General features: G+C 47.6%; 25 protein-coding genes. 9 read left to right on the top strand and 16 right to left on the bottom strand.

The window, feature by feature from the left end; genetic code table 11:
- Window positions 1-86: 86 nt before the first annotated feature.
- Window positions 87-512: a DUF3010 family protein gene (locus ACFQ45_RS03800; protein ID WP_377365492.1), complete on the bottom strand. Its 426-nt coding sequence runs from the start codon at window positions 510-512 to the stop codon at window positions 87-89.
- Window positions 513-609: 97 nt separating this feature from the next.
- Between ACFQ45_RS03800 and ACFQ45_RS03805 the strand changes: the two genes are divergently transcribed.
- Entirely contained in the window at window positions 610-1,164 is a 555-nt protein-coding gene (locus ACFQ45_RS03805; protein WP_377365494.1) for a TetR/AcrR family transcriptional regulator, read from the top strand.
- Here ACFQ45_RS03805 and ACFQ45_RS03810 read toward each other — a convergent pair.
- Both ACFQ45_RS03810 and ACFQ45_RS03815 read right to left on the bottom strand, forming a co-directional pair.
- Window positions 1,161-1,592 carry a GtrA family protein gene (locus ACFQ45_RS03810; RefSeq protein ID WP_377365496.1) on the bottom strand — a complete coding sequence of 144 codons (432 nt, stop codon included), beginning with the start codon at window positions 1,590-1,592 and terminating at the stop codon, window positions 1,161-1,163. The two genes, ACFQ45_RS03805 and ACFQ45_RS03810, sit on opposite strands and share 4 nt — an antisense overlap.
- 41 nt (window positions 1,593-1,633) lie before the next feature.
- Complete coding sequence (locus ACFQ45_RS03815) at window positions 1,634-2,824, bottom strand: MFS transporter (protein WP_377365498.1); 1,191 nt, start codon at window positions 2,822-2,824, stop codon at window positions 1,634-1,636.
- Window positions 2,825-3,079: 255 nt separating this feature from the next.
- Between ACFQ45_RS03815 and ACFQ45_RS03820 the strand changes: the two genes are divergently transcribed.
- The 4 genes from ACFQ45_RS03820 (at window position 3,080) to ACFQ45_RS03835 (ending at window position 7,631) form a co-directional block, all read left to right on the top strand.
- On the top strand, window positions 3,080-5,101 hold the full coding sequence (locus ACFQ45_RS03820; protein ID WP_377365499.1) for an oxidoreductase: 2,022 nt from the start codon (window positions 3,080-3,082) through the stop codon (window positions 5,099-5,101).
- Window positions 5,102-5,175: 74 nt separating this feature from the next.
- On the top strand, window positions 5,176-5,787 hold the full coding sequence (gene msrA / locus ACFQ45_RS03825) for a peptide-methionine (S)-S-oxide reductase MsrA (protein ID WP_377365501.1): 612 nt from the start codon (window positions 5,176-5,178) through the stop codon (window positions 5,785-5,787).
- A gap of 70 nt (window positions 5,788-5,857) precedes the next feature.
- Window positions 5,858-6,103 (top strand): DUF2164 domain-containing protein, encoded by a 246-nt coding sequence (locus ACFQ45_RS03830; RefSeq protein ID WP_377365503.1) that lies wholly within the window; start codon window positions 5,858-5,860, stop codon window positions 6,101-6,103.
- A gap of 103 nt (window positions 6,104-6,206) precedes the next feature.
- The gene (locus ACFQ45_RS03835; protein WP_377365504.1) at window positions 6,207-7,631 is read left to right on the top strand and encodes a DEAD/DEAH box helicase; all 1,425 of its coding nucleotides are present in this window, start codon (window positions 6,207-6,209) and stop codon (window positions 7,629-7,631) included.
- A 4-nt stretch (window positions 7,632-7,635) separates the two neighbouring features.
- Here the strand turns inward: ACFQ45_RS03835 and ACFQ45_RS03840 are convergent, their stop codons facing one another.
- From ACFQ45_RS03840 to ACFQ45_RS03860, 5 genes are all read right to left on the bottom strand, one after another.
- Window positions 7,636-8,130 carry a LabA-like NYN domain-containing protein gene (locus ACFQ45_RS03840; protein ID WP_377365506.1) on the bottom strand — a complete coding sequence of 165 codons (495 nt, stop codon included), beginning with the start codon at window positions 8,128-8,130 and terminating at the stop codon, window positions 7,636-7,638.
- 132 nt (window positions 8,131-8,262) lie between these two features.
- The gene (locus tag ACFQ45_RS03845) at window positions 8,263-8,436 is read right to left on the bottom strand and encodes a DUF1328 domain-containing protein (RefSeq protein ID WP_377365508.1); all 174 of its coding nucleotides are present in this window, start codon (window positions 8,434-8,436) and stop codon (window positions 8,263-8,265) included.
- A gap of 169 nt (window positions 8,437-8,605) precedes the next feature.
- Window positions 8,606-8,953 (bottom strand): hypothetical protein, encoded by a 348-nt coding sequence (locus ACFQ45_RS03850; protein WP_377365511.1) that lies wholly within the window; start codon window positions 8,951-8,953, stop codon window positions 8,606-8,608.
- Window positions 8,954-9,454, bottom strand: coding sequence for a GAF domain-containing protein (locus ACFQ45_RS03855; protein ID WP_377365513.1), 501 nt, complete (start codon window positions 9,452-9,454; stop codon window positions 8,954-8,956).
- 122 nt (window positions 9,455-9,576) lie between these two features.
- The gene (locus ACFQ45_RS03860) at window positions 9,577-10,815 is read right to left on the bottom strand and encodes a multidrug effflux MFS transporter (protein WP_377365514.1); all 1,239 of its coding nucleotides are present in this window, start codon (window positions 10,813-10,815) and stop codon (window positions 9,577-9,579) included.
- A gap of 213 nt (window positions 10,816-11,028) precedes the next feature.
- Between ACFQ45_RS03860 and ACFQ45_RS03865 the strand changes: the two genes are divergently transcribed.
- Window positions 11,029-11,547 carry a hypothetical protein gene (locus ACFQ45_RS03865; RefSeq protein ID WP_377365516.1) on the top strand — a complete coding sequence of 173 codons (519 nt, stop codon included), beginning with the start codon at window positions 11,029-11,031 and terminating at the stop codon, window positions 11,545-11,547.
- A gap of 5 nt (window positions 11,548-11,552) precedes the next feature.
- On the opposite strand, the gene ACFQ45_RS03870 is transcribed toward ACFQ45_RS03865, so the two are convergent.
- The 8 genes from ACFQ45_RS03870 to dbpA all read right to left on the bottom strand — a co-directional run bounded on the left by ACFQ45_RS03870 (window position 11,553) and on the right by dbpA (window position 20,544).
- Window positions 11,553-13,289 carry a protein kinase domain-containing protein gene (locus ACFQ45_RS03870; protein ID WP_377365518.1) on the bottom strand — a complete coding sequence of 579 codons (1,737 nt, stop codon included), beginning with the start codon at window positions 13,287-13,289 and terminating at the stop codon, window positions 11,553-11,555.
- 87 nt (window positions 13,290-13,376) lie between these two features.
- Window positions 13,377-14,237, bottom strand: a complete 861-nt coding sequence (locus ACFQ45_RS03875) for a formate/nitrite transporter family protein (protein WP_377365520.1) — start codon at window positions 14,235-14,237, stop codon at window positions 13,377-13,379.
- A 69-nt stretch (window positions 14,238-14,306) separates the two neighbouring features.
- Window positions 14,307-14,555: a hypothetical protein gene (locus tag ACFQ45_RS03880; protein ID WP_377365522.1), complete on the bottom strand. Its 249-nt coding sequence runs from the start codon at window positions 14,553-14,555 to the stop codon at window positions 14,307-14,309.
- Entirely contained in the window at window positions 14,556-15,827 is a 1,272-nt protein-coding gene (locus tag ACFQ45_RS03885; protein WP_377365524.1) for a nitrate- and nitrite sensing domain-containing protein, read from the bottom strand.
- Window positions 15,828-15,956: 129 nt separating this feature from the next.
- Window positions 15,957-17,261, bottom strand: coding sequence for a guanine deaminase (guaD, locus tag ACFQ45_RS03890; RefSeq protein WP_377365526.1), 1,305 nt, complete (start codon window positions 17,259-17,261; stop codon window positions 15,957-15,959).
- 157 nt (window positions 17,262-17,418) lie between these two features.
- Window positions 17,419-18,696, bottom strand: a complete 1,278-nt coding sequence (locus ACFQ45_RS03895; RefSeq protein WP_377365528.1) for a glycerate kinase type-2 family protein — start codon at window positions 18,694-18,696, stop codon at window positions 17,419-17,421.
- A gap of 87 nt (window positions 18,697-18,783) precedes the next feature.
- Window positions 18,784-19,140, bottom strand: a complete 357-nt coding sequence (locus tag ACFQ45_RS03900; protein ID WP_377365530.1) for a VanZ family protein — start codon at window positions 19,138-19,140, stop codon at window positions 18,784-18,786.
- 18 nt (window positions 19,141-19,158) lie between these two features.
- Window positions 19,159-20,544 carry an ATP-dependent RNA helicase DbpA gene (gene dbpA / locus ACFQ45_RS03905; RefSeq protein WP_377365532.1) on the bottom strand — a complete coding sequence of 462 codons (1,386 nt, stop codon included), beginning with the start codon at window positions 20,542-20,544 and terminating at the stop codon, window positions 19,159-19,161.
- A 109-nt stretch (window positions 20,545-20,653) separates the two neighbouring features.
- Between dbpA and ACFQ45_RS03910 the strand changes: the two genes are divergently transcribed.
- The 3 genes from ACFQ45_RS03910 to ACFQ45_RS03920 all read left to right on the top strand — a co-directional run bounded on the left by ACFQ45_RS03910 (window position 20,654) and on the right by ACFQ45_RS03920 (window position 22,936).
- Window positions 20,654-21,244 carry an acyl carrier protein phosphodiesterase gene (locus ACFQ45_RS03910; protein ID WP_377365534.1) on the top strand — a complete coding sequence of 197 codons (591 nt, stop codon included), beginning with the start codon at window positions 20,654-20,656 and terminating at the stop codon, window positions 21,242-21,244.
- Between the two features lie 313 nt (window positions 21,245-21,557).
- Entirely contained in the window at window positions 21,558-22,544 is a 987-nt protein-coding gene (ylqF, locus tag ACFQ45_RS03915) for a ribosome biogenesis GTPase YlqF (RefSeq protein WP_377365536.1), read from the top strand.
- Between the two features lie 11 nt (window positions 22,545-22,555).
- Complete coding sequence (locus ACFQ45_RS03920) at window positions 22,556-22,936, top strand: YacL family protein (RefSeq protein WP_377365538.1); 381 nt, start codon at window positions 22,556-22,558, stop codon at window positions 22,934-22,936.
- The last annotated feature ends 47 nt before the right edge of the window (window positions 22,937-22,983 follow it).

Here is a 22,983-nt window from a genome sequence, read left to right on the forward strand (position 1 = left end):
TAATAAAACATTATTTCTACTAGAGTTTGCAAATAAAGTGCTTTGGAGAGGATACGCGCCCGAAGTTGAGCGCGTAGGTTAGCGTATTAGGCTTCTGACAAGGCTGCGTAAGCCACCATAAAAGCGCTTTCTTGAAAGCCTTTTAGACCGGTTGCAGCAAAGGTAATTGGGAGCGGATTTTGCTTGATGATTTCTTTCATGGAAGCGTTGTTCATAAGCTCCACAGTCAGCTCAGGAATGAGTTGAATCGCGGCTTCAATCTTAAAGCCTACCGCACCACCGGCAAATTTACCTTTGGTTGGGCGTTCGCGAATCACCACACGGGAGACCTTATAGTCTTCGAATAGTTTTTTTAGCATGAATTGAAACTTGCGCAGGCTTTCAGCGTCGTTTGGCCCTTGCAAGGTGTGACGTACTTTTCGGCAATCCGCAATTTGAAATAGGCCGTCTTGTTTAGAAAGTAAGCAGAGAATCACTTCGCTGCCTTTGATTTCGATGCCACAGGTAATCATAGAATGGATCCTAGAGGTGAGTATTGCCCCATTATCTCACAATTCATGGCCAACAATGGCATAATGTGCCACGACTAAATCATTTAAGTGAGACACCATGGCCAGAGGACGCCCCTCAAAAAAAGGACTGATCGCTACTGCTGCGTCGAGTCTGTTTCGTGTGTCTGGTTATCAAGGCACCAGCATTGACCAAGTAGTCGCCACGGCAGAAGTCTCCAAGCCCACTGTGTATAGCAACTTTCCGTCCAAACTGCTCCTGTGGCAAGAGGTGTTGCGCCTTTTGATCAGCGCCAGCGATACCGAACTGCATACTCTAAGGGAGAGCTTAGCGGCCTCTGGATCTAGCTTTACGGAAGGCTGGATTCGCCTTTGGCATGCTTGGGCAGACAACCCTGATCGGATTGCTGCCTATCGCATTCATTGGGGGGAGGCTCACAAACTCACGGAAGATGAGCAACTACTATTTAAGGGGTTAGAAGAAGTCCTAATCCAACATTTATCCCATTGGATGAATCAACATCAGATACCAGAGGTTTTGTTTCCGCAGCTGATGGCCTTAAGCCGAGAGGCATGTCTTATTTCAAAGCTGGCGGAACCTTGCTATTCCCATCCTGATTTGACATTGCAAATAGAGCAATGCATCGCACCTTAAACAGAAGCCCTGTGCTTACTGGGATTGAATACCCAGTATTTCGCTAGAGCAAAGTTCACACAATGACCCACCATGATACCTGGGATCATGGCCAGTACAGGTGCAAATGGGAACGCCTGATGAGTTTGATAAAAGCCAGTGCTCACCGTCCACCAGTAGATCCCCACATTCGGTAACATGCCCAATAATGACGCAATGGTGAAATGGGTCGCTTCTCTGAGTTTGGCATCCAGAGTAGCGTGGTCTTTAAAGGTGTAGATGCGATGAAAGATCCAGTTGCTCAGCACTGCCGCTGCAAAGGCAAGGACACGGGCTAGCACCAGAGGGAGTTTGTCTGCCAGCAGCCACATGACGACCACGTCAATGGCGAAGCTAACAAGCCCCACAAGACTGAATTGAAAAAACTGTCGAATAGAAGAAGTTGTCATGGTTGCCAGCATAACCAGCAACCATGAAGTATTTGTGACGGTTAGACTTTTAAACGGTTAGCGAAAAACGCAAAGATGCTACCTAGGGCACAAATGATCAGCACTAAACCGATTAAGCCATAAATACCAAATAAGGTAATAGCTGTGGCAAAACTTGGTGGCCCGATAGTGGCACCAAGGTTGCCTAACTGAGCAATCAAACCATAGCCGTTGGCTTGTTCGTGACTGTCTCGCGCAAGTTTTGGAATCATGGACAAGGCAGCACCAGGGATCAGTCCAGCGAACAAAATCATTTGGGCAATAATGATGGCAAACACACTCGGAGTATCTAAGAATTGGCTCAGCAATAGGGCACCTATGGCAAGGCCCACATAGGCTAACTGCGCCACCCGTTGAGGGCGCATGACATACTGCGACAGGGTGCCAGCTATGAAGGTTCCTGCAGTACTCATCAGGGGAAGCAGTACTTGCATAGTGGTTCTTAGGGTCGGTGACTCAATGGAATGAGGGATATAGGTCAGCAGGGACACCAGTGTGCAGGTATAAAACAAAAAGACTAACCCAGGTAACAGGGAACGTGGGTTAGAGTAAATTTGCCCTAATTTTTTGAAGTAGCCCACCCCATCACTCGGCTGAGCTGAGCCATAGCGTGACTCATCGCGATTGAGTAGTAATGTTAGTAAAATCGCCATAGAACCAATTAATACGCCATGGGCGAGATACAATCCGCTTATGCTGTATTGCTCCAAAATCATTTTGCCAGCAAAACCGCTGATGGCAAAGGCAACACCAAAGAAAGTACCCCAAAGCCCCATGGTAACTGAGCGGTGTTGTGGTGCGCTCAATTTAGCGATCATGGTTGGCGCTGCGACGACGACACCCAGTTGAGAGAAACCTTCGAGTACCCGTGTCACCAGCACCCATTGGAAGTCTGGCAAGCTGGCTTGTATAAAGGACATCACCGCCCCCAGAGATAAGGCGCCGATTAAAACTTTTCGGTAGCCAATTCGGCCCGCTAGCATGCCCGCTGTGACACCAAATATTAAGCCTATAACACCCACTACAGAGATGGCTGCGCCTGTCATAGTAGGGCTGGTTTGATAGTAGTCTTGCAGCTCGTTGAAAGAGAGAGAGAATTTCGCAAATTGCATGGCAGCGCTAACGCCTGCAATCCAAAGAATAATGACTTCGAGCCAACGGGTGTGCTCGGTATTTGGCTGGGTAGTGCTCATGAGAAGACGTCCATTATCGTTGAAATAGGCATAGAATCAATGACAGTGCCTGAAAATAGGCGCCGATTATAAACCGTATGGTCAAAGAAAGTTAGGGCTGAATCGGGTAAGTTTTAAGGCTTATTGGGTACTGGGTAATTCGCTTATGGCGTAATTTGTAACAAGATATGCCCAGTTTTGTGATTTGTCAGATTGAGCGCATTTGTCATGATAAATAGATTCTTTACCGACTTTGGCATATGAGGATCGTGTTTCATGGGGCATAAAAATAATCATTACCCTAATTTATTTGAGCCGCTGGACTTAGGCTTTACCACCCTTAAAAATCGTGTGTTGATGGGCTCCATGCATACGGGATTAGAGGAAAAAGACAAGGACGGCTCCCGCTTAGCAGCCTTCTATGCTGAACGGGCAAAAGGGGGCGTCGGGCTGATCGTCACAGGGGGCTACAGTCCCAATGCAGAAGGCTCACCTTACCCCATGCCCTATGAAAAGCCCCAGTTGCCTGCCCATCAAAAAGTGACGACAGCTGTGCATCAAGCCGGAGGTAAAATCTGTCTGCAAATCCTCCATACGGGCCGTTACGCCTTTCATCCTAAGCTAGTGGCTCCGTCAGCCATTCAAGCTCCCATTAATAAATTCACTCCTGCTGAACTCACCGAAGACCAAATAGAAAAGCAGATAGCCGACTTTGTCGAGCTGGCTTTGTTTGCCCAACAGGCGGGCTACGATGGGGTAGAGGTGATGGCGTCTGAGGGGTATTTACTCAACCAGTTTATCGCTACCCGAACCAATCAGCGTCAGGATGAATGGGGCGGAGACTATGACAACCGTATTCGTATGGCGGTGGCGGTGGTGCAGCGGATTCGAGCTGCCGTAGGGACAGATTTTATTATCATCTTTCGTTTATCCATGTTGGATTTGATCGAAGGGGGGTCTTCGGCGGAGGAGATTATTCAATTAGGCCAAGCGGTTGAAAGGGCCGGTGCGACCATCATTAACACGGGAATAGGCTGGCATGAAGCGCGTATTCCAACCATTGCTACCTGTGTTCCCAGAGGCGGATTTGCTTGGGTAACGGCTTCCTTCAAAGAGCATTTTTCTATACCTGTGGTGGCTACTAATCGTATCAATACGCCTGAGGTGGCCGAAGGCATTCTTGCCCGTGGTGAATCCGATATGGTGTCCATGGCGCGGCCATTTTTGGCAGACCCAGCGTTTGTGGCCAAAGCCGAGGCGGGTCAAGGGGATCGCATCAATACCTGTATCGGTTGTAACCAAGCGTGCTTGGACCATGTCTTTGTGGGTAAAACCGCCAGTTGCTTAGTGAACCCGTTCGCCTGCCATGAAACGGAATGGGTGAAAACGCCAACGGATCAAGTTAAAAAAGTCGTGGTTGTTGGTGCAGGACCCGCAGGATTAGCGGCCGCGACTACTGCCGCAGAGCGAGGTCATCAGGTCACATTAATTGATGGTGCCCATGAAATTGGCGGTCAATTTAATATCGCGAAAACCATCCCAGGTAAGTCAGAGTTCGATGAAACCTTGCGCTACTTCCGTCACCGTTTAGCAGATCTTAACGTGACACTAAGTTTGGGGGCGAGAGTAGATGCTGCCATGCTCAACAGTATGGATGTGGATGAGGTGGTCATTGCTACAGGGATTCAACCTCGCACCCTGGACATTGAAGGTATAGACCACCCAAGTGTACTGAGCTACCTAGATGTACTGCGGGAGCATAAACCCGTTGGCAAACGTGTTGCTCTTATTGGTGCTGGCGGTATTGGTTTTGATGTGGCGGAATACTTGATGCATGAACACCCAGAGCAAACACCAAGCGTAGCGGGCTTTACCAAAGAATGGGGGATTGACCAGTCCTTGCAAGCTCGAGGTGGCATAGAGAATGTCCCAGCAGAACCGGTTGCTGGGCATCGGGAAATGTATTTACTGCAACGAAAAACCTCAAAAGTGGGTGCGGGGCTAGGTAAAACCACGGGTTGGATTCATCGCACTCAACTTAAAAATGGTGGTGTAAGAATGTTGTCCGGTTGTACGTATAAGAGAGTAGATGATCAAGGTCTACACTTAACCTTAGACGGAGAGGATCAATGTCTTCACGTGGACAATGTGATTGTTTGCGCAGGACAAGAGCCGCAAAAGGCGTTAGTGGACGGTCTTAAGCATTCTTATCATGTGATAGGTGGCGCGGATGTTGCGAAAGAGTTGGATGCCAAGCGTGCGATTGCACAAGGGACTAAACTGGCTCTTTCGTTATAAGGAAAGACGTTTTAGAAACGAATCCACTTTGCGGCCTTTCAACGTACAATAATGAAAACGAATGGGGTAATACCATGAAGTGGACAATGTTACTTGGCTCGGTTTTGGCGTTTGGGACGGTGTTTTCCTTACCTGCCAAGGCAGAAGAGCAAACTATGATCGCAGCAGGCGGTTGTTTTTGGTGTGTAGAATCGGATTTTGAAGCCATTGAAGGGGTGAAGGATGTGGTTTCTGGCTACACGGGTGGCCATGTAGCCAATCCAACCTATCAGCAGGTGTCTTCTAAAGACACGGGTCATTACGAGGCGGTGTTGATTACCTTTGATGATGATGTGGTCAGCTTGCGTGAATTGACCGATTACTTCTGGCGCACCATAGATCCAACGGACCCAGATGGGCAATTCTGTGATAAAGGTGAGCCTTACCGTACCGGATTGTTTTATCAAAACGAGGAACAAAAAGCCGTGTTTGAAGCCTCGTTAGCAGCGGTTAAAGCAGATAAGCCCTTTGAAGCGGACATAGTGACGGAAGTGATGCCGGCGAAAACGTTTTACCTAGCAGAGGACTATCACCAAAATTATTACGAAAACAACTCTTGGCGATACCGTTTCTATCGGGCGAGTTGTGGTCGAGATAATCGTATAGAAGAGTTATGGGGAAGCGTTGCCAGTAAGCAATATCATTAATTGACAAGGTCAACCTAACTTTTCATCAGGCATTTGTTAGACTATCAATACCAAAATGGTTGAGGTCTTTATGAGTGATGTGAAGCTGACACAAGAAGAATTAGATCGTCTTGTGGTTAAGATAAAGCGATATTTTGATGAAGAGTTAGGACAGGACATAGGCGCTTTTGAAGCCCAATTTCTTATCGAGTTTTTCGCGAGGGAAGTGGGGCCAGCCTTTTACAATCAAGGGCTATCTGACGCCCACTCACTGCTAAACGAAAAAGTAGAAGAGCTGAGCTATCAGATTCAAGAACTTGAAAAGCCAATCCTTTAGGGTTGGCTTTTTTAGTATAGACCATGCAATTCTATGAAATCCTTCGCATATCTGTAACAGACAGGGTAAGCTTCGCGCCTTTCCTTTCAATTGAGTACCCCTAATGAGTTTTGAGTCCCTTGGTTTAGATCCGCGCATCCTAAAAGCACTGTCACAGAAAGGGTATACGGAGCCAAGCCCAATCCAGCAACAAGCTATCCCTGTGGTATTGGCTGGTAAAGACCTGATGGCCGCGGCACAAACCGGTACGGGGAAAACTGCTGGCTTTACATTGCCTATTTTGCAGAACCTTTTGAAAGGCAATAAAGCACAAAACAACCAAGTTCGCGTCCTGATCCTGACACCGACCCGTGAATTGGCACAACAAGTGGCTGACAATGTAGCGGAATACAGCGCCCACTTACCTCTGAAAAGTGCTGTGGTGTACGGTGGGGTTAAGATCAACCCACAAATGATGCGTCTGCGAGGTGGTGTCGATGTCTTAGTAGCGACACCGGGACGTCTGCTGGATCTTCATAATCAAAATGCCCTGAAGCTCAATCAACTGGAAGTCCTAGTCTTAGATGAAGCGGATCGCATGCTGGACATGGGCTTTATCCATGACCTTAAACGTATCATGGCTCTTTTGCCTCCTAAGCGACAAAACCTATTGTTCTCTGCGACCTTCTCTGACCCGATTAAAGACTTGGCGACGCGTATCGTCCAAAATCCAGTGGAAGTGTCTGTGGCCCCAGCGAATACCACGGCGAAGACCATTACCCAAGCCATTTATGAAGTGAACAAGGCGGATAAAACTCGTCTGTTAACGCATTTGATAAAGGATCAAGGTTGGGATCAGGTACTGGTATTTTCTAAAACCAAGCATGGTGCGAACCGAATCACCAAAACACTGGAATCAAAAGGCATTAAAGCGGCGGCCATCCATGGTAATAAGGGGCAAGGTGCTCGCACGAAAGCCTTGGCTGACTTCAAATCGGGGGCTATCCAAGCTCTGATCGCCACAGACATTGCGGCCCGCGGCATCGACATTGATCAGCTGCCTAATGTGGTGAACTTTGATTTACCGAAAGTACCGGAAGATTATGTACACCGTATCGGACGTACGGGCCGTGCCGGTGCGACAGGTCATGCGGTCTCTTTCGTGTGCCATGAGGATATTAAAGAGTTGTTTGCCATTGAGCGTGTGATTGGTGAGCTACTTGAGCGTAAGGTGGAAAGAGGCTTTGAACCCACTGAAGCCTTGCCTGCTTCGAAATTGGACACTCGCCCCATCAAACCTAAAAAGCCGAAGAAGCCAAAGAAACCGAAAGGAGAAGGGGAGACAGCCAGTACCACAGGGAACACAGCTCCTGGGAAGCAATCCAACAGCGGTGCTCCAAAGCGTCCTGCACAAGGGAGAGGCCGAGGTAATAATGAAAACCGTAGCGGTCAAGGGCAAAGCCAAAGCAGAGGCAATGCACCCCAAGGGGATACGCCACGTAAACCTCGTGCCCCTCGTCGACGCCCAACGGCTAAGCCTGCCGAGTAAAAGGTTACTTCAGCAGAAGTGATCCTTTAATTGGAATGAAATCATCGGCCGCTTGAATCAAGGAGGCGGCCGTGAGTTCTTCAACACCGTATACTTCCACCCGTTTTTGGTAGCGTTCGCGTAGGGTGGTGGCCAACATATCAAAATCCCCATCCCCTGATACCAGTACGATCACATCTACGTCCGATGCATATTGCAAAGCATCTATAGTGATGCCCACATCCCAATCGCCTTTGGCGGAGCCATCGGAACGTTGAATAAAGGGCTTTAATCGCACCGTAAAACCAATGCCACGAAGAATGTTTTGAAATTCCTGCTGCTTTTTGTCGCCCCTGTCTATGGCATAGGCAAACGCATGACGGACCTCTCGATCCTGAGTGGCTTGGGCCCAAAACTGGTTGTAATCAAAGTGGCAGCGATGGATAGAACGGGTGGTGTAATAGGCGTTTTGAACGTCCACTAACAACATGACACGTGGAACTTGATTGGAAGAAGTCATTCAATAGCTCTGGAAGTGGAAAGCCCCTATCTTCCATTAAAGACAGGCAAACTGCGAGGATTTGTCATGGATTATTGGGCATAAAACTAAAAAGCCCGCATTAGCGGGCTCTTTCAATGACGTCTTGAGTGATTAGAGCGGTGATTTACCTTTGACGATATGCATGACCACTGAGATAACCATCAATACCAAGAATACGAAGAAAAGCACTTTCGCGATACCAAAGCTGGCACCAGCAACCGTGGTAAAACCTAGTGCGCCAGCAATTAAAGCAACAATTAAAAATATCAAAGTCCAACCCAACATAATTAGTCTCCTTTCTGATGACTGATTGAAATACTTATCTTTTTGTCTTTCACAGGAATCAGCTTACGTAGGATCGAAAAGGATTTGGCGCAAAAAACGTGTCTCTTTTTAGGACTTGTACGCACAACTGTAAAGAAATTGACGGTCCAAAAGTCACTTACTGCCTGCTTTAAAAGCGCTTTAAGCGTGCTGCCCAGTTACCCTCATGGGTCCGTGCGCAGGCTTCTTCGTTATCGAAAAAGAGATGCTTTTTGAGATTTTTAAGCACAATTTGATGATTTTCTAAGGCGCGATTGACCAGATTTGGTAAGGCTGCAAACCCTTGGCTGGCTTGATATTGGCTCATGGCCGCTTCTGTTTCAAAGATGCAGATGATTTTTAAGCTGGCGGGGAAGCGATCATAGTCCACTAGGTGGGTGACCCATTGGAAACCTATGTTTTCCTCTAACAGTTGATCACACACTTGGTTGAGAGCATCCCGAAGCTGCTTTTCAATTTTCTTGTCTGACTTGCGCATTTAAAATTGCCAGGTCCAGTCTGTTGCATGAATAAAGCTGTTTACCAGTTGTTCAATGCCTTCTTGATCTGCTTCAGAGAAGCGATGTGTGATGGGACTGTCTATATCGAATACGGCTTTGACAACACCGCCAACGATTATGGGCACCACTAACTCTGCATTGGATGCTGCGTCACAGGCAATGTGATCGGCCACCGCATGAACATCATCCACTCGCTGCGTACTGCCGGTGCGCGCAGCAGCACCACAAACACCACGAGTAAAAGGAATACGTGTACAAGCAACTTTGCCCACATAGGGACCTAGCACTAACTCTTGACCACGAACCAAGTAAAGTCCAGCCCAGTTTAGATCCGGTAGGGTTTGCATGATAAAGGCGGAAAATTGCGCCCCATTACAAATCAGATCACGCTCATCTGCTAGTAACGCCATGAGTTGTTGGTTTAACTGGTTGTAAAAGTCTTCTTTGGAAAGGCTGGGGTCAATATCGATGGAAAACATAAAAAGGTCGTCCTGTTATTTTTACTGTGTTGTTCTTGTGTCTAGTGTCTGAAAACGCATCAGTTTTTACTGAAAAAAAAGAGCGCCTTAGCGCTCTTTTAGGAAGAGTGCTGATTTGATTTTCAAGCGGTTGCGGGATCTAAATCTAGATCGTCATTACGTTTGTATTCCAACCAAATCATGATTAATAGTGCTGTACCGCCTAGAACTGTGAAGCCTGTCGCGATAGGAATCAAGGTGTTGTTATACATTTGTCCGATGAGTGTACCAATCCCCATAGACATGATGGCCGAAACGGAACCAATCACCGCTGAGGCAATACCTGCCACGTGACCCATTGGCTCCATGGCTAAGGCATTGATGTTGCCAAATAAAAGTCCGAAGCAGAAAAACAACACTGTGGCGTAGACCATAAACATCCACAACTGAATCTCTGCGACCGCGTGGAGTACAAGGAACAGGAAGGATGCAATGACGACAGTACTGATCGCGCGCAGGGCGATTGGGCGCATGCCATGTTTCTCCACGATGCGAGAATTCACCAGAGAGGAGAATCCTAACACTAGGGCTAAAGCACCAAAATAAACGCTGAACATCACCCCGGTATCAAACTGCACTTGGAAAATCTGCTGGGATGAGTTCAAGTAGCCCATAAAAGAACCAAAGAAAAGTCCCATGCAAATGGTGTAGCTCGCGGTTTGTCGGTTGGTTAGAACTTCTTTGAAGCCTTCTTTGAAGCCTGCCACCGTCATTGGGATACGTTCAGACTTGGGTAAGGTCTCTTTTAGGCGTGTAGTAATCCAAAGCACTAATAGGGCTGCATAGATGAAGTACATGATGAAAATGGCGCGCCAATCCGCAAACAACATTACCCCTTGACCTAAAGACGGAGCGATCGCAGGTACTAACACGAAAATCATCATCACCAAAGACATGGTACGGGCCATTTGAGCCCCTGCAAACATATCCCGAACGAGTGAAATCGCCGCTATATAAGGGCCAGCAACTCCCAGACCTTGGATAAAACGACCCACCATTAAGCTATCCAGAGTATCTGCTTGGTAACACAGCAAGGTACCAACAAAGTACAGGGCAAAACCCGCGTAGAGAATCGGTTTGCGGCCTAAGGCATCTGACATTGGGCCTGCGATCAATTGTCCTATGGCCATACCAAGGAAGATCAAACCGATCAAAAGTTGTGGTTGGTTGGCGTCGGTGGCATTTAAGGCACCGCCAATAATCCCGAGAGCCGGTAACAGTGCATCAATAGAGATGGCAACAATGGACATCAGGAGCGCTACCAAAACGGTAAATTCCTTTGCTCCCATGCCTGACTGGCGAGATTGTGATTGAGTTGTCATGTTCATTTCCTAATGGTATGAAAGAGCAGTCGCCCCAAATGGTCGTAGCACTGCTCGATGTTTGATCGCAGATTATATGCCGTGTTTGTGAAAGCTTCCCATGTGAGAATGTGGACGAAAAGAGAAACATCAGCGGCTAAACTGAGGGGAGGAGCCTATTAATGAGGCCCAGTGAAGGGCTTAGGTAGCCAGTCGTAATGGAGAACCACTCTCATGAATACAGACAACCTACATCCCAGCCAAAAAGAGAAAATCGAGTTGGAGCATGACGCTGCTAAGTTGTTTATGCGCTGGTATGAGCAAAACACAGGTAAACCCATTCGCCATATTTGGCACAATGAACCGGCACGGCCAGACGTGTCTTGCCTGTTTGAAGACGAACGTTTGGATTTAGAAATCGCTCATTTATATGGCTCTGAAGAAGAGGCTATGTCCATCCTGGGGCGGTCCTTAAGTGATGCAACCCGTGAGGCTTTGCATGCATTGGATCAAGAGGCCCTTGATGATCGCCTGCTGCAAGCGCTCAACCGTATCTTGTTAGGGAAATCTAAGAAAACCTACCAATCAGAGCGTGTTTGGCTTGTCATTCGCAATGCACACCCCCAATGGAGTGCGGCGGATGTGAAGGTATTGTTCAGCCAAATTGAGGTGCCTCAAGGGCACCCCTTTGAAAAGATTTGGGTGTTGGGGGATATGGAGGGCAAATCCGGTATCGTTCGTCTTTACCCCTGATTCTCCTAATGGCTTACCATCCAGTAGATGAGCATCAGGCAGATCATCCCTAAGATGGCCGTAGTAGATTGCCAAAATCTCACAGGGTTTCTGTGAAGCAGAGGCTGAAAGGAGTGCTCGATGAGTTGTCGGTTTGGTTTTTTCAGATCGTAGATAAACTCATCAGCATCCTGATAGCGTTTTTGTGGTGTGATACTGAGAGCTTTTTTAATGGCTTCGTCTACCCAATTTGGCACGGTCGGTCCCTCGGTCAATTGGTTGATGGGTTGCATGCGTAGTCGTGACTGGTCTTTAGGTGTGCGAGTTTTGATGACTTCGACACCGTAGGGCAGTCTCCCTGTGAGCATTTGATACACGATCACCCCTAAAGAGAATACATCCGCTGAGGCGTTCACTGCTTGTCCCAAGAAGTACTCTGGCGCTGTGTATTGAGCGGTGCCGAGTATGGCTAAACGCTCTTGGTTAAGATCGGTATTAGCAAGTCCTGCCACATAGACCGATCCGAAGTCGATGATCTTTACCGTCCCATGCTGATCGATCATGATGTTTTCCGGTTTTAAGTCCTGATGAAGCATTTCTAAACGATGGAAAGCTCGTAAACCGCGGGCAATTTGTTGGGCGATGTTACGCACTTCATCCAAACTGGGCTTAGGGTTATCCCGCATCCATTGGGCCAGTGTGATGCCTTCAATATATTCAGAAACCACATACAGATACGTGGGACGACGCTGTTGTTCTAATGGCTTGATGACGTGGGCGCTGGTAATGCGTCTGGCGATCCATTCTTCCAGCAAAAATCGTTCGAGGTAATGCTTGTCGTCTTTCTTATCAACGGAAGGTGTTTTGAGTACTGCCACCTGTTGGGTAGCCACATCTTTTACTAGGTAGACATGACTTCGAGGACTCACATATAACTGACGCAGCACTTCGTAACCATCAAAAAGCGTGCGTGGCATTAATTCAGGAGGGAAAGGCAGTTCCTCAACCTGTTTTAAAACCTCTTCTTCATTCATGGATGGTAAGGAAGTGATTTCTAGTAGTTGTATGGTGAGATTGTCGACGCTGCCTCTTTCAAGGGCAAGTTCAGCCAGCTTTTGTGCTGCTAGGTCATAGTCTTCTTCTGCTTCTAAGGTGAGTTTTACATCCTGCTCACTGATGTACTCGTACACCCCATCAGTGGCTAAAACAAAAAGGTCACCTACTCTAAGGGGCAAACTACGGTGATCGAACTCCACATGGGGCTCCATCCCCAAAGCTCGTGTTAGGTAGCTTTGTGAGCTGGATGTTTGATATCTGTGATCAGTGGTTAATAGCTCCCAATTGTCCTTCTGCAGTCGATAAATGCGTGTGTCGCCAGAGTGAAAAATATAGCCCGTGGCCGACTTCAAAATCAAAGCACTGAAGGTGCAAACATACCCACGATCCATGTTGCCAGTGAGACGGTTATGACGGGATTGGGCGTATAGCCAAGTATTGAGGGCATGTAACACCCGTTGGGCAGAGGTTTTCACTGACCATGCTTGTGAGGTACAAAAATAATCAGATAGGAACCCTTGAACGGCAGCCGCACTGGCAAGATGGCTAACATCACTCGAGCTGATACCATCCGAAATGGCCAGCGCAAGTCCTTTGCGGTTCAGCAATAACGTCTCAGGTATTTTTGTCCCGTGACAGTCCTGATTAATAGGTTTGCGTCCTGCAGAGGAGAACTGACCTATTTTGACGTTTAGAGTGTGGCTCATGTTGGTGTCTCCGTTAAAAAACGGTGTCCATAAAGGACACCGAATGAAGGGAGTGCAAAATCTAAAGCAAGTTAAATGTACCTTGGATTAGAAGGTTGTTTTGGCTTCCGCCTCAACTTGAGCTTGTTCGTTAGCGTCGGCGATGCGGCGCTTAGAACCTTGTTTCACATGGGTGTAGTAAAGCGGTAAGCCAACGAATAGGAAGCCACCAGCTAAGTTACCCAATGCGGTTGGAAGTTCATTCCAGATCACGTAGTCCATGACCGTGAACTCACCACCCATGATCATAGAGAATGGGAATAAGAACATGTTTACGATGGAGTGCTCAAAGCCCATGAAGAAGAACAGCATGATCGGCATCCACATGGCCGCCATTTTGCCTGTAGCAGAGGTGGAGATCATAGCGCCAACAACGCCCATGGAAACCATCCAGTTACACAACATGCCGCGAATGAAAATAGTTAACCAACCATCAACACCGTGAGCAGCGTAGCCAACCGTACGAGATTCACCAATGGTTGCGACTTTTTCTGCTAGGGCGCCGCCATCTGTATTGTAGCCATAGGTTAGGATGAAGGAGATCATGAAGGCAACAGTCAGAGCCCCACCTAGGTTACCAATGAAAACCAAACCCCAGTTGCGCATCAGTTGGCTCATGTTACAGCCTGGACGTTTGTCGATCACAGCCAGTGGCACTAAAGTGAAAACGCCAGTTAATAAGTCAAACTTCATCAAGTACAGCATGATGAAACCAACTGGGAACAAACAAGCCCCTAAAATAGGTGAGCCACTTTTCATCGCCACCGTGATAGCGAAAACTGCTGCCAGCGCAAGAATAGCACCAGCCATGAAAGCACGAATAAGAGTGTCCTTGGTGGACATATAGATTTTTTCCTCACCCGCATCGACCATTTTTGTCGCGAATTCAGAAGGCATTAAGTAAGACATGGGGAATCTCCTTTCATCATTACTAAGTAGGTTGCTGGTCTTATTAGTGCTTGTTGTTTTTATGTCACCTTAAGTAGCAGGCAAAAAAAAGCGTCCACAACCCAGCCTGACGGAAGGGTTGTGGACGCCATTGTCCGATTTCTTAATGAAGCCATCGTTGGCTTCAATTAATATGTACATGTAGTAAATAGCAACTAGTGTGCCATTTTTAAATTCCTTTATTTTTAAAGGTGTTAGCAATACATGGTCAATGACAGCCTCAAATTTTGAAGCTATATGGTGCAATAAATGTGCAGGCGCACCGATTCGATGCTTCAATTAAGAGGTCTTTAACATGCTGGCGACACTGATGATGTTCTCAGCAATGTCGATAATACGCTTATTTCGATCCATGGCGGCTTGGCGTAGTTGTTTATAGGCGTCTTCCTCAGACACATTTTGTGTGCTCATTAAAATCCCTTTGGCTTTCTCGATTAACTTACGTTCGTTGAGTGTCTGTTTCGCGTTTTCTAGCTCTTCACTCACTTGGCGAAGGTGTTCAGACTGACGTTGTACCAGCTCATAAATGGAACCGGCGAGCTTAATGTGAACGCCTCTCGATAGGTTAACTGTGTAATCTTTGCCTTGCTTATTCATAGCGGTTAGCGCAGACATGGGAGGCTCTTCGTAGCTGGCTAAAGTAATGAGATGTTCTTGATGTTGCTGTAACTCGTCTTCGGCTCGAGCCACTTTGCTTTGGCACAATTGCGCTAATTCATTGGTGATTTGATAAGCGATCTCTAACATGCTGTCGATACGTGCAGTGGCGGCCTGATACCAGACTTCACCAATGGTGGTGGGTAGGGAGTCACCACTGCGAAAGCGTGCAATCAATTGACGCATGCGCTGAAGCTCAAATGCCGCTTCTTCTGCTTCGAGTTGACGCAATTTTGCAGCGGGTAAAATGGTTGAAAACTCGCTAAAAATCTCAAAACAGTGCTGCTGAGCGTCCTGAAGTGCCTTAATTTGTTCACGAGTGTTGTTAGAGAATGCACCTGTAGTGAAACCTATGACGCCCCATGCGCGCTCTTGTCCGGCGTATTCCTTGCCTTGCAAAAAGTTAAAAAGAGCCACTAATAGTCGAGTAATGTCGGGATCGTTTGAGACATCCGCAGCTTCAAATATCACTGCCAGTAAGCCGGCAATCAGATGATTAAAAAACTTGGTGTTGTCTGGTGCTGTTAGGCGACCTGAGGCAATGGAAGCGCGAATGGTTGGCAGTCCTTCCAGTGCATGAAGCGCATAGGCGAGGGAGTTATACAAGCGTGTGGTGGATGATCCACAGTCTTCTAAATCTAATGAATTCAGTGTGTTTTGAAAATTAAGTAGGGCGGTGTCTGTTACCGTAATGGCTTCGGAATGTTCTGTGACTAAGCGTTTGCCTTCGGACACTAAAATAGAATTGGAAAGTCCCCGTTCTTTTTGTAGTTCATGTATCAGATCGGAAATGGTAATGACCATTTCTGAACTCAGCATTAGGTGATTAAGAGAGTTTATTTCTGAGCGTTTGGCCGCGAGTAAAAAGTCTTCCGCATTGGGGGATCGAGTCATATAAAGCAACTTTTTCAATGATTGGACACTGAAAATCAAGCAAGCTTTATTCCACTTCGCTAATAAAGCTCCCCTTGAAGCCTCAAGTCACATTTGATGACGTTTCAAGGGGAGTGTTTAGCTTGCACGTTACGTGTTTTGGAACACGCATTGACCGTGGGAGTAGGTGGCTTGGATAGCTCTATCGTCCCCTAAGATCATCAAGGCAAAGAGGGTATCTTGGATACTGGTAGCACGTTCTGTACGGGTCTTGAGCAGGGGCGTGGCTTGGGTGTTAACCACCACAAAGTCGGCTTCAGTGCCCACCGCTAGATTACCGATCTTGTCTTGCAACTGCAGTGCTTTAGCGCCGCCCAAGGTTGCCATATAAAGGGACTTGATAGGATCAAGGTTCTGTCCCCGCAATTGGGTCACCTTGTAGGCTTCATTGAGGGTGGTGAACATGGAAAAGCTGGTGCCGCCACCCACGTCAGTGCCCATCCCCACGTTTACTTTGAAGAGGTCTGCTTTGGCTAAATCAAACAACCCGCTCCCAATAAAGAGGTTAGAGGTTGGGCAGAAGGAGATCGAAGACTGAGTATCCGCAAGGCGCTGCATCTCCTCATCACACAAATGAATGCCATGGGCAAAAACCGAGCGCTCAGAGAGCAGATTATGGTGATCGTAGACGTCCAAATAGTGTTTGGATTCTGGAAATAAAGACTGCACCCACTCACATTCCTGTACGTTTTCGGAAAGGTGAGTGTGCATGTAAACATCGTCGTATTCATTGAGTAGCTTACCCGCAAGAGCAAGCTGCTCTGGGGTAGACGTTGGCGCAAAACGCGGTGTAATGGCGTAGTGTAGGCGTCCCGTATTGTGCCATTTTTCGATCAGCTCTTTGGATTCTTGATACCCACTTTCTGGGGTATCCGTTAAGAAGTCAGGAGCATTTCGATCCATCAGCACTTTGCCGCAGATCATGCGCAGGTCCCGTGCGCTGGCTTCTTCAAAAAAGGCGTCTACTGAGGTTTTATGGACGGTGCCAAAGACTAGCGCTGTGGTGGTGCCGTTCTTTAATAGTTCATCTAAAAAACGTTTAGCCACTTCTGTTGCGTAGTGTTTGTCGGCAAATTTGCCTTCTTCTGGGAAGGTGTATTTATTGAGCCATTCTAACAATTGCTCCCCGTAGGCTCCGATGATGTCCGTTTGAGGGTAGTGGATATGGGTATCAATGAAGCCCGGTAGGATCAATCCGTCCGGATGATGGGTAATCTGGGTTTCCGGTGCCAGTGTTGGCAGTAACTCTTCGGCATGGCCAATGGCTTTGATCAGACCATTTTCAACAACTAGTAGTCCGTCTGGGTAATATTCGTAAGCGTTGTCAGTGCCAACCTCTGTTGGGTTGGCGATACAGTGCATGATGGCTGAACGCCATGCGTGTTCCTGATTCATTGGAGGTTCCATAGGTTTAATTGAATGTGCTGCAATGGAGCAGTTTTAAGGCGGAGCACGATGTCGTGATCTTATAAACTTTGACCGATCGGTTACATTTCGTCAATAAGCCAACCTAAAAAATTGACTTATTGACTCCTATTTAGCGCCATAATCCCTATGGAGTATCTATAAAGATGGCGCGGAAATCATTCACATTGGTCAATGTTGGACCTGTGATAACGGATTGTCCTATTTTTTGGAAATAGGTGTGGGCATCGTTGTTTGCCAAATAATCCACCGCCTTCATACCTTTATTGAAGGCATCCTGTACCGTATGTTCGGTGATGATGGCTCCTGCAATTTCGGCCCCGCCATCAACGCCATCCGTGTCACAGGCAATGGCTGAAATGCCAGCCTTACCCTGTAATTCAATGGCTAATGACAAGAGAAACTCTACATTTCGCCCACCCACGCCATCTCCCTTTATGGTGACGGTAGTTTCGCCGCCAGATAGCAACAGGCAAGGGGGTTTAATAGGTTGTTGAAAGGTGTTTACTTGGCGAGCAATCCCCGCCATAACCTTACCTACTTCTTTTGCTTCCCCTTCAATACTGTCTCCGAGAATTAAGCTATTGATGCCTAGCTCTTTGGCGCGTTTGGCTGCGGCTTCAAGGGCCATTTGAGGGGTTGCAATGAGCTTGGTGTCACAGCGTTCCAATTTTGGGTCACCAGGTTTAATGCTCTCGTACTCTCCGGCTTCCAGCTTTTGGCGTACCGCATCGGAAATCTCGATTTGGTATTTATCAATCACTCTCAGTGCATCTTCACAAGTGGTTGGATCACCTACGGTGGGGCCTGAGGCAATAGAGGGTAAGTCATCTCCCGGCACATCAGAAATAATCAAAGAGGTGACTTTCGCTGGGTAGCAAGCGGCTCCGAGTCGTCCACCTTTTATTTGTGAAAGGTGTCTTCGGACGATGTTCATTTCGATGATGTTGGCACCGCTTCGAAGCAATGCACCATTAATGGCTTGTTTTTCAGCTAAAGAAATTTCATCGAAGGGGAGTGGCATCAGGGCGGATCCGCCACCGGAAATCAAGACAATAACTTGGTCATCTTCGGAAAGATTAGAAATGAGCGCCAAGGTGTCTTTTGCGGCCTGCAGACCATTTTCATCAGGAACGGGATGTGCGGCTTCAACGATTTTGATGCGCTCACATGGCACTGCATAACCATAGCGTGTTACCACTAGACCACTGAGATCCCCTTTGAAATTTTGTTCTAGGGCTTGAGCCATCGCGGCAGACGCTTTGCCTGCTCCGATGACTATGGTCTTACCTGAGGTGGGGGCTGGCATAAATTTCGGCACACACCTTTGGGGTTGTGCAACATCTAATGCGGCTTCAAATAATGAATGGAGTAGTTGAGCATTGGCCGTCATGGAGCTGGTCATCGTGTCTCTCCCTTTTTATTAAATTGGTGAGCGCCCAAGTTAAGATCCTATCAAGTGAGCGCTACAGACGTCATGTCATACCAAGGACTATGCAGTATCTGTACCACGAATAAGGGAGCGTTTCAGAATAAAGTGGGTAACAAAGGCTAATAACACCCCAAAGCTGTTGGCGTAAAAGTCTAGCCATTCCCCGTAGCGATTAACTTGGGGCTGGATCAGCTCGATAACACCGCCCCAAATAACAATGGCCACACACATGAGCACGAAGCGTCGAGTCGCCCCAAACAGACATAAGCCCGCCCAGCCTCCAAAGCCAATAATATGGTGCAGTTTATCCGTGCCGGGTACGGTGGGCAGTTGCTCAAGAGGTGTTAGGGTGGCAAGACTAATGGCCAACCACCCGAGCAAGAAGCCCAACCACTGAGTGCGTGGCTGGGTCAGCATACTAGGGATTCTCATCGGCTATTTTAAGATACGTGTTTTGATTGAGCGGCCTTTGATCTTCTTACTAGAAAGCTGTTTGACCACTTGTCGTGCAAGACGCGTGCTGATTGCCACATAGGCTTGGAAATCGAAAATATCGATCTTGCCTACATCACTTTTCTCAAGGCCAAGACCTGCAGTGAGGGCTCCCAAGATGTCGCCAGCTCGCAGTTTGTTCTTTTTGCCTGCATCAAAGGCAATCGTGACCACATCCGGTTGCAACTCGTAGCTACCGGGGCAGTGATTCATGTCTGGGAACTCTGGGGTAATGTCGAAACGTTTAACGATCTCTGTCAGCTTGTATTCATCACGCTTGGTAAGAAAGCTCACTGCGATACCTGCAGCACCAGCTCGACCGGTACGGCCAATACGATGGGTGTGCACATCGATGTCTCGGGTGGTGTCATAGTTAATCACCAGGTCGATTTCTTTTACGTCTATGCCCCGTGCTGCTACATCCGTTGCCACCAAAACACAACAGCTCTTATTGGCAAATCGCACCAACACTTGATCACGTTGCTTTTGTTCGAAATCCCCGTGAATGGCTAAGGCGCTGACACGGTTATCTACTAGCCATTGAGCAACTTCGTCACATTCCACCTTGGTGTTACAGAAGACGATCACTTGACGTGGTTCAAAATGCCCCAATGTATCCAATAGTGCTTGTGGCTTTTCGTCGTTGTTAGCGTTAACAAAATATTGATCAATGTTTGGGCGGGAGTCAGGCTCCACCTCGATTTCGATAAAGGTAGGCGAGCGTTGGAATTCTTGGCTGATCTCCGCAATGTTGTCACTGTAGGTTGCGGAGAACAGTAAGGTTTGACGACGAGCTGGGGTGGTTGCCACGATGTCGCGGATAGCGTCAATAAAGCCCATGTCTAGCATGCGATCGGCTTCGTCCAGTACCAAGGAGTTCAAACCGCTTAGATCAAGATTACCCTTGCGCAGGTGCTCCATGATACGTCCCGGTGTGCCCACGACTATGTGCGCACCATGCTCTAACGAGGCGATTTGTGGGCCAAACGGCATGCCGCCACATAGGGTCAGCACCTTGATGTTTTCTAGGTAACGGGCCACTTTACGGATTTCTTTTGCCACTTGGTCGGCCAATTCTCGAGTAGGGCACAGCACCAGACTTTGGCAACCAAAATAGCGTGGATTGAGCTGCATCACTAGGCTGATGGCAAAGGCAAGGGTTTTACCACTACCTGTTTGAGCCTGTGCGGTGACGTCTTTACCAGCCAAGGCAACGGGCAGGGCTTGCTGTTGGATTGGGCTAAAGGACTTGATGCCCATATCGGCAAGCAGGCTTGAAAGTTTTTCTGGCAGTTCGATGCCATCAAAGGCTGGAATAGAGTTGTTCAAGGGGAAATCCAATCGTAAAAAAATATGAAGGGATACTAGCAAACTTTCCCCTTTCTCTCTATCTAGAAGCGTTAGGATAGGGACTTAAGAATCATTAATTGAGGGTGTTTTGAATTATATAGCCCATTTACACATCGCCAGCGTCACGCAAACGTCTTTTGCGGGGAATCTTTTGGGAGACTTCCAATGGCAGGCGGATCCACGAAACACAGAATTTTACTTGGGGTGGCAGCTTCATCAGGCCGTGGATACGTTTGTCGATGCCCATGATGCCACCTTAAGGTTCAAGGAATTGCCCCGTTTAGGGCGGAGGCGTTTTCTAGGCATTATCCAAGATGTGGTGATGGATTATTGGTTGATTCGTCACTGGCAAACTTTCTCTGATGAGCCTTTTGAACGGTTCGCCCAGCGTGCTGTGAATGGGTTGAGCCAAGTTAAGCCCGATTGCCCTGAGCGGTTACAGGGAATGATTGGCTCATTGGAAAATCACAATTGGTTACCGGATTTGGGGAAATCCAGCGGAATAGCACGAGCAATTGGTTCGATCCAAAGGCGCTGGACACTAGGCCATCATCTTGAGCCGTTTGTGCAAGAGCTGGATGAGATTATCTTGCAAGCGGAACAACCCTTTTTAGACCTGTATCCCGACGTATTAGAGATGGCGCAGGCTACGGCCAAGCAGTTGCAGCAAAAAATGTAAGACAAAAGAAAGGCCGCTAGGTTAATCCCAGCGGCCTAAGGGGCATATAGCCCGATCGAGAGAACACCCAGAGTGAGAGGCGACTAAGGTTGGCGCCTCAAGCTTGCCTGGATGATTTCAGTATAGATGGCTGGCTTAAAAGCGCTTTGACCTAGGTCAGACCTTTGAATTCTGCAGGCTAGGTGGTCGTTTTTCGTTCTATTTTCTGGATTCCAAGAAATAAACGCACGGGAGTCAGGAGTTTTCGCCATCGTCATCTAAACTTTGTGGTAGACTGCGCGCCAAATTTTGACAGCTTTAAAAGGGGTGAATCGTGAGCGTTCAATGGTTTCCAGGGCATATGAACAAGGCTCGACGTGAAATTGAGAAAGTCATGACTCAAGTGGATTTGGTGATTGAGGTACTGGATGCGCGCATTCCAGACTCCAGCCAAAATCCAATGTTGACGACTCTTAGAGGCGAGGTGCCCGTTTTACGTCTGTTAAACAAAAAAGATTTGGCTGAACATGAGCGAGTCAGTTTGTGGTTGGATCATTGGCGTGAAGCGGATCAGATTACAGCTTACCCATTTAGTACCAACGACAAAGGGGACCTTGCTAAGTTATCCAGCTGGGTGCAAAAGCTGGTGCCACACCGGGGCTCTGCGGAAAAACCGATTCGCGCCATGATTGCGGGCATTCCTAATGTCGGCAAATCCTCTTTGATGAATGCCCTGTTGGGTAAGCGTGTCGCTAAAGTGGGTAATGAGCCAGCGGTGACTAAGTCCCAGCAGAAACTTCGAGTCAATGATGGGTTTCAAATTTTAGATACACCGGGAATTCTTTGGCCCAAGATTGAAAACCCTGACGCCAGCTATCGTTTGGCAGTGACGGGTGCGGTGCGAGATACCGCCATTGATTATGAAGATGTGGCTTTGGTAGGGCTGAAGTTCTTTATTGAACAGTACAGCGATGCTTTGATCACCCGCTATAAATTGAAAAAGCCCCCAGTTGATGCCTTTGAGACCCTAGAGATTATCGGCTCTAAGCGTGGAGCTCTCCGTGCCGGAGGCAAGATAGATATGCACAAAGCTGCGGAAGTCTTTTTATCAGATGTTCGCAGTGGCGCTATTGGCCCATACGTTATGGAAACACCTGATATGGTGGCCAGCGAGTGGGTGAAAGTAGAAGAAGTAAAAGCTGCCAAAGAAGCTGCCCGTCAAGCACGTTTGCAGGCGGCTATTCCCCAGCGACAGCAACAGCAAAACGTCGAGTATCGCAGTAAGCGTGACGAGACAGATACGACCCGTGATGAAGAGTGAGGTTCTGCTCTATGGACTATGAAATTGCATTTGATCAAGAAGAAGGTAAATACCGTGTTTACACGGACGTTGATTTCTCCGCGATCGCCGAATGGGTGGCAGAGTACCTTGCCGACAAAGAAACCTTGCAGCGAGTTTGGCAAGCTGCCAAGTTAGCCGAAACGGAAGAAGAGGTGACCCAGTTTAAACATGGCATTTTTGACGTGGTGATTTCTCCTGATGGCATTGCTATCAGTCGCCGTGTGGATATGAGCCAAGTGGAAGACGAAATTAAGGCCATGTTTGATACCCAAAATGGTTTTTTTCAGGCTTCAAATGACGGCATTCAAGCGGAGTGTGGCTTGGATGATCTCATTGATTTGCTTGAAAATTGGCATGAAGTGCAGCAATAAGTTGTTCCCTTTGTTACCAAGGTTTAAACTAACCTCTGATTTTTAAA

This window comes from Rhodanobacter aciditrophus (assembly GCF_042679525.1).
In the GTDB taxonomy this organism is placed as follows: Bacteria; Pseudomonadota; Gammaproteobacteria; order Pseudomonadales; family Marinomonadaceae; genus Marinomonas; species Marinomonas aciditrophus.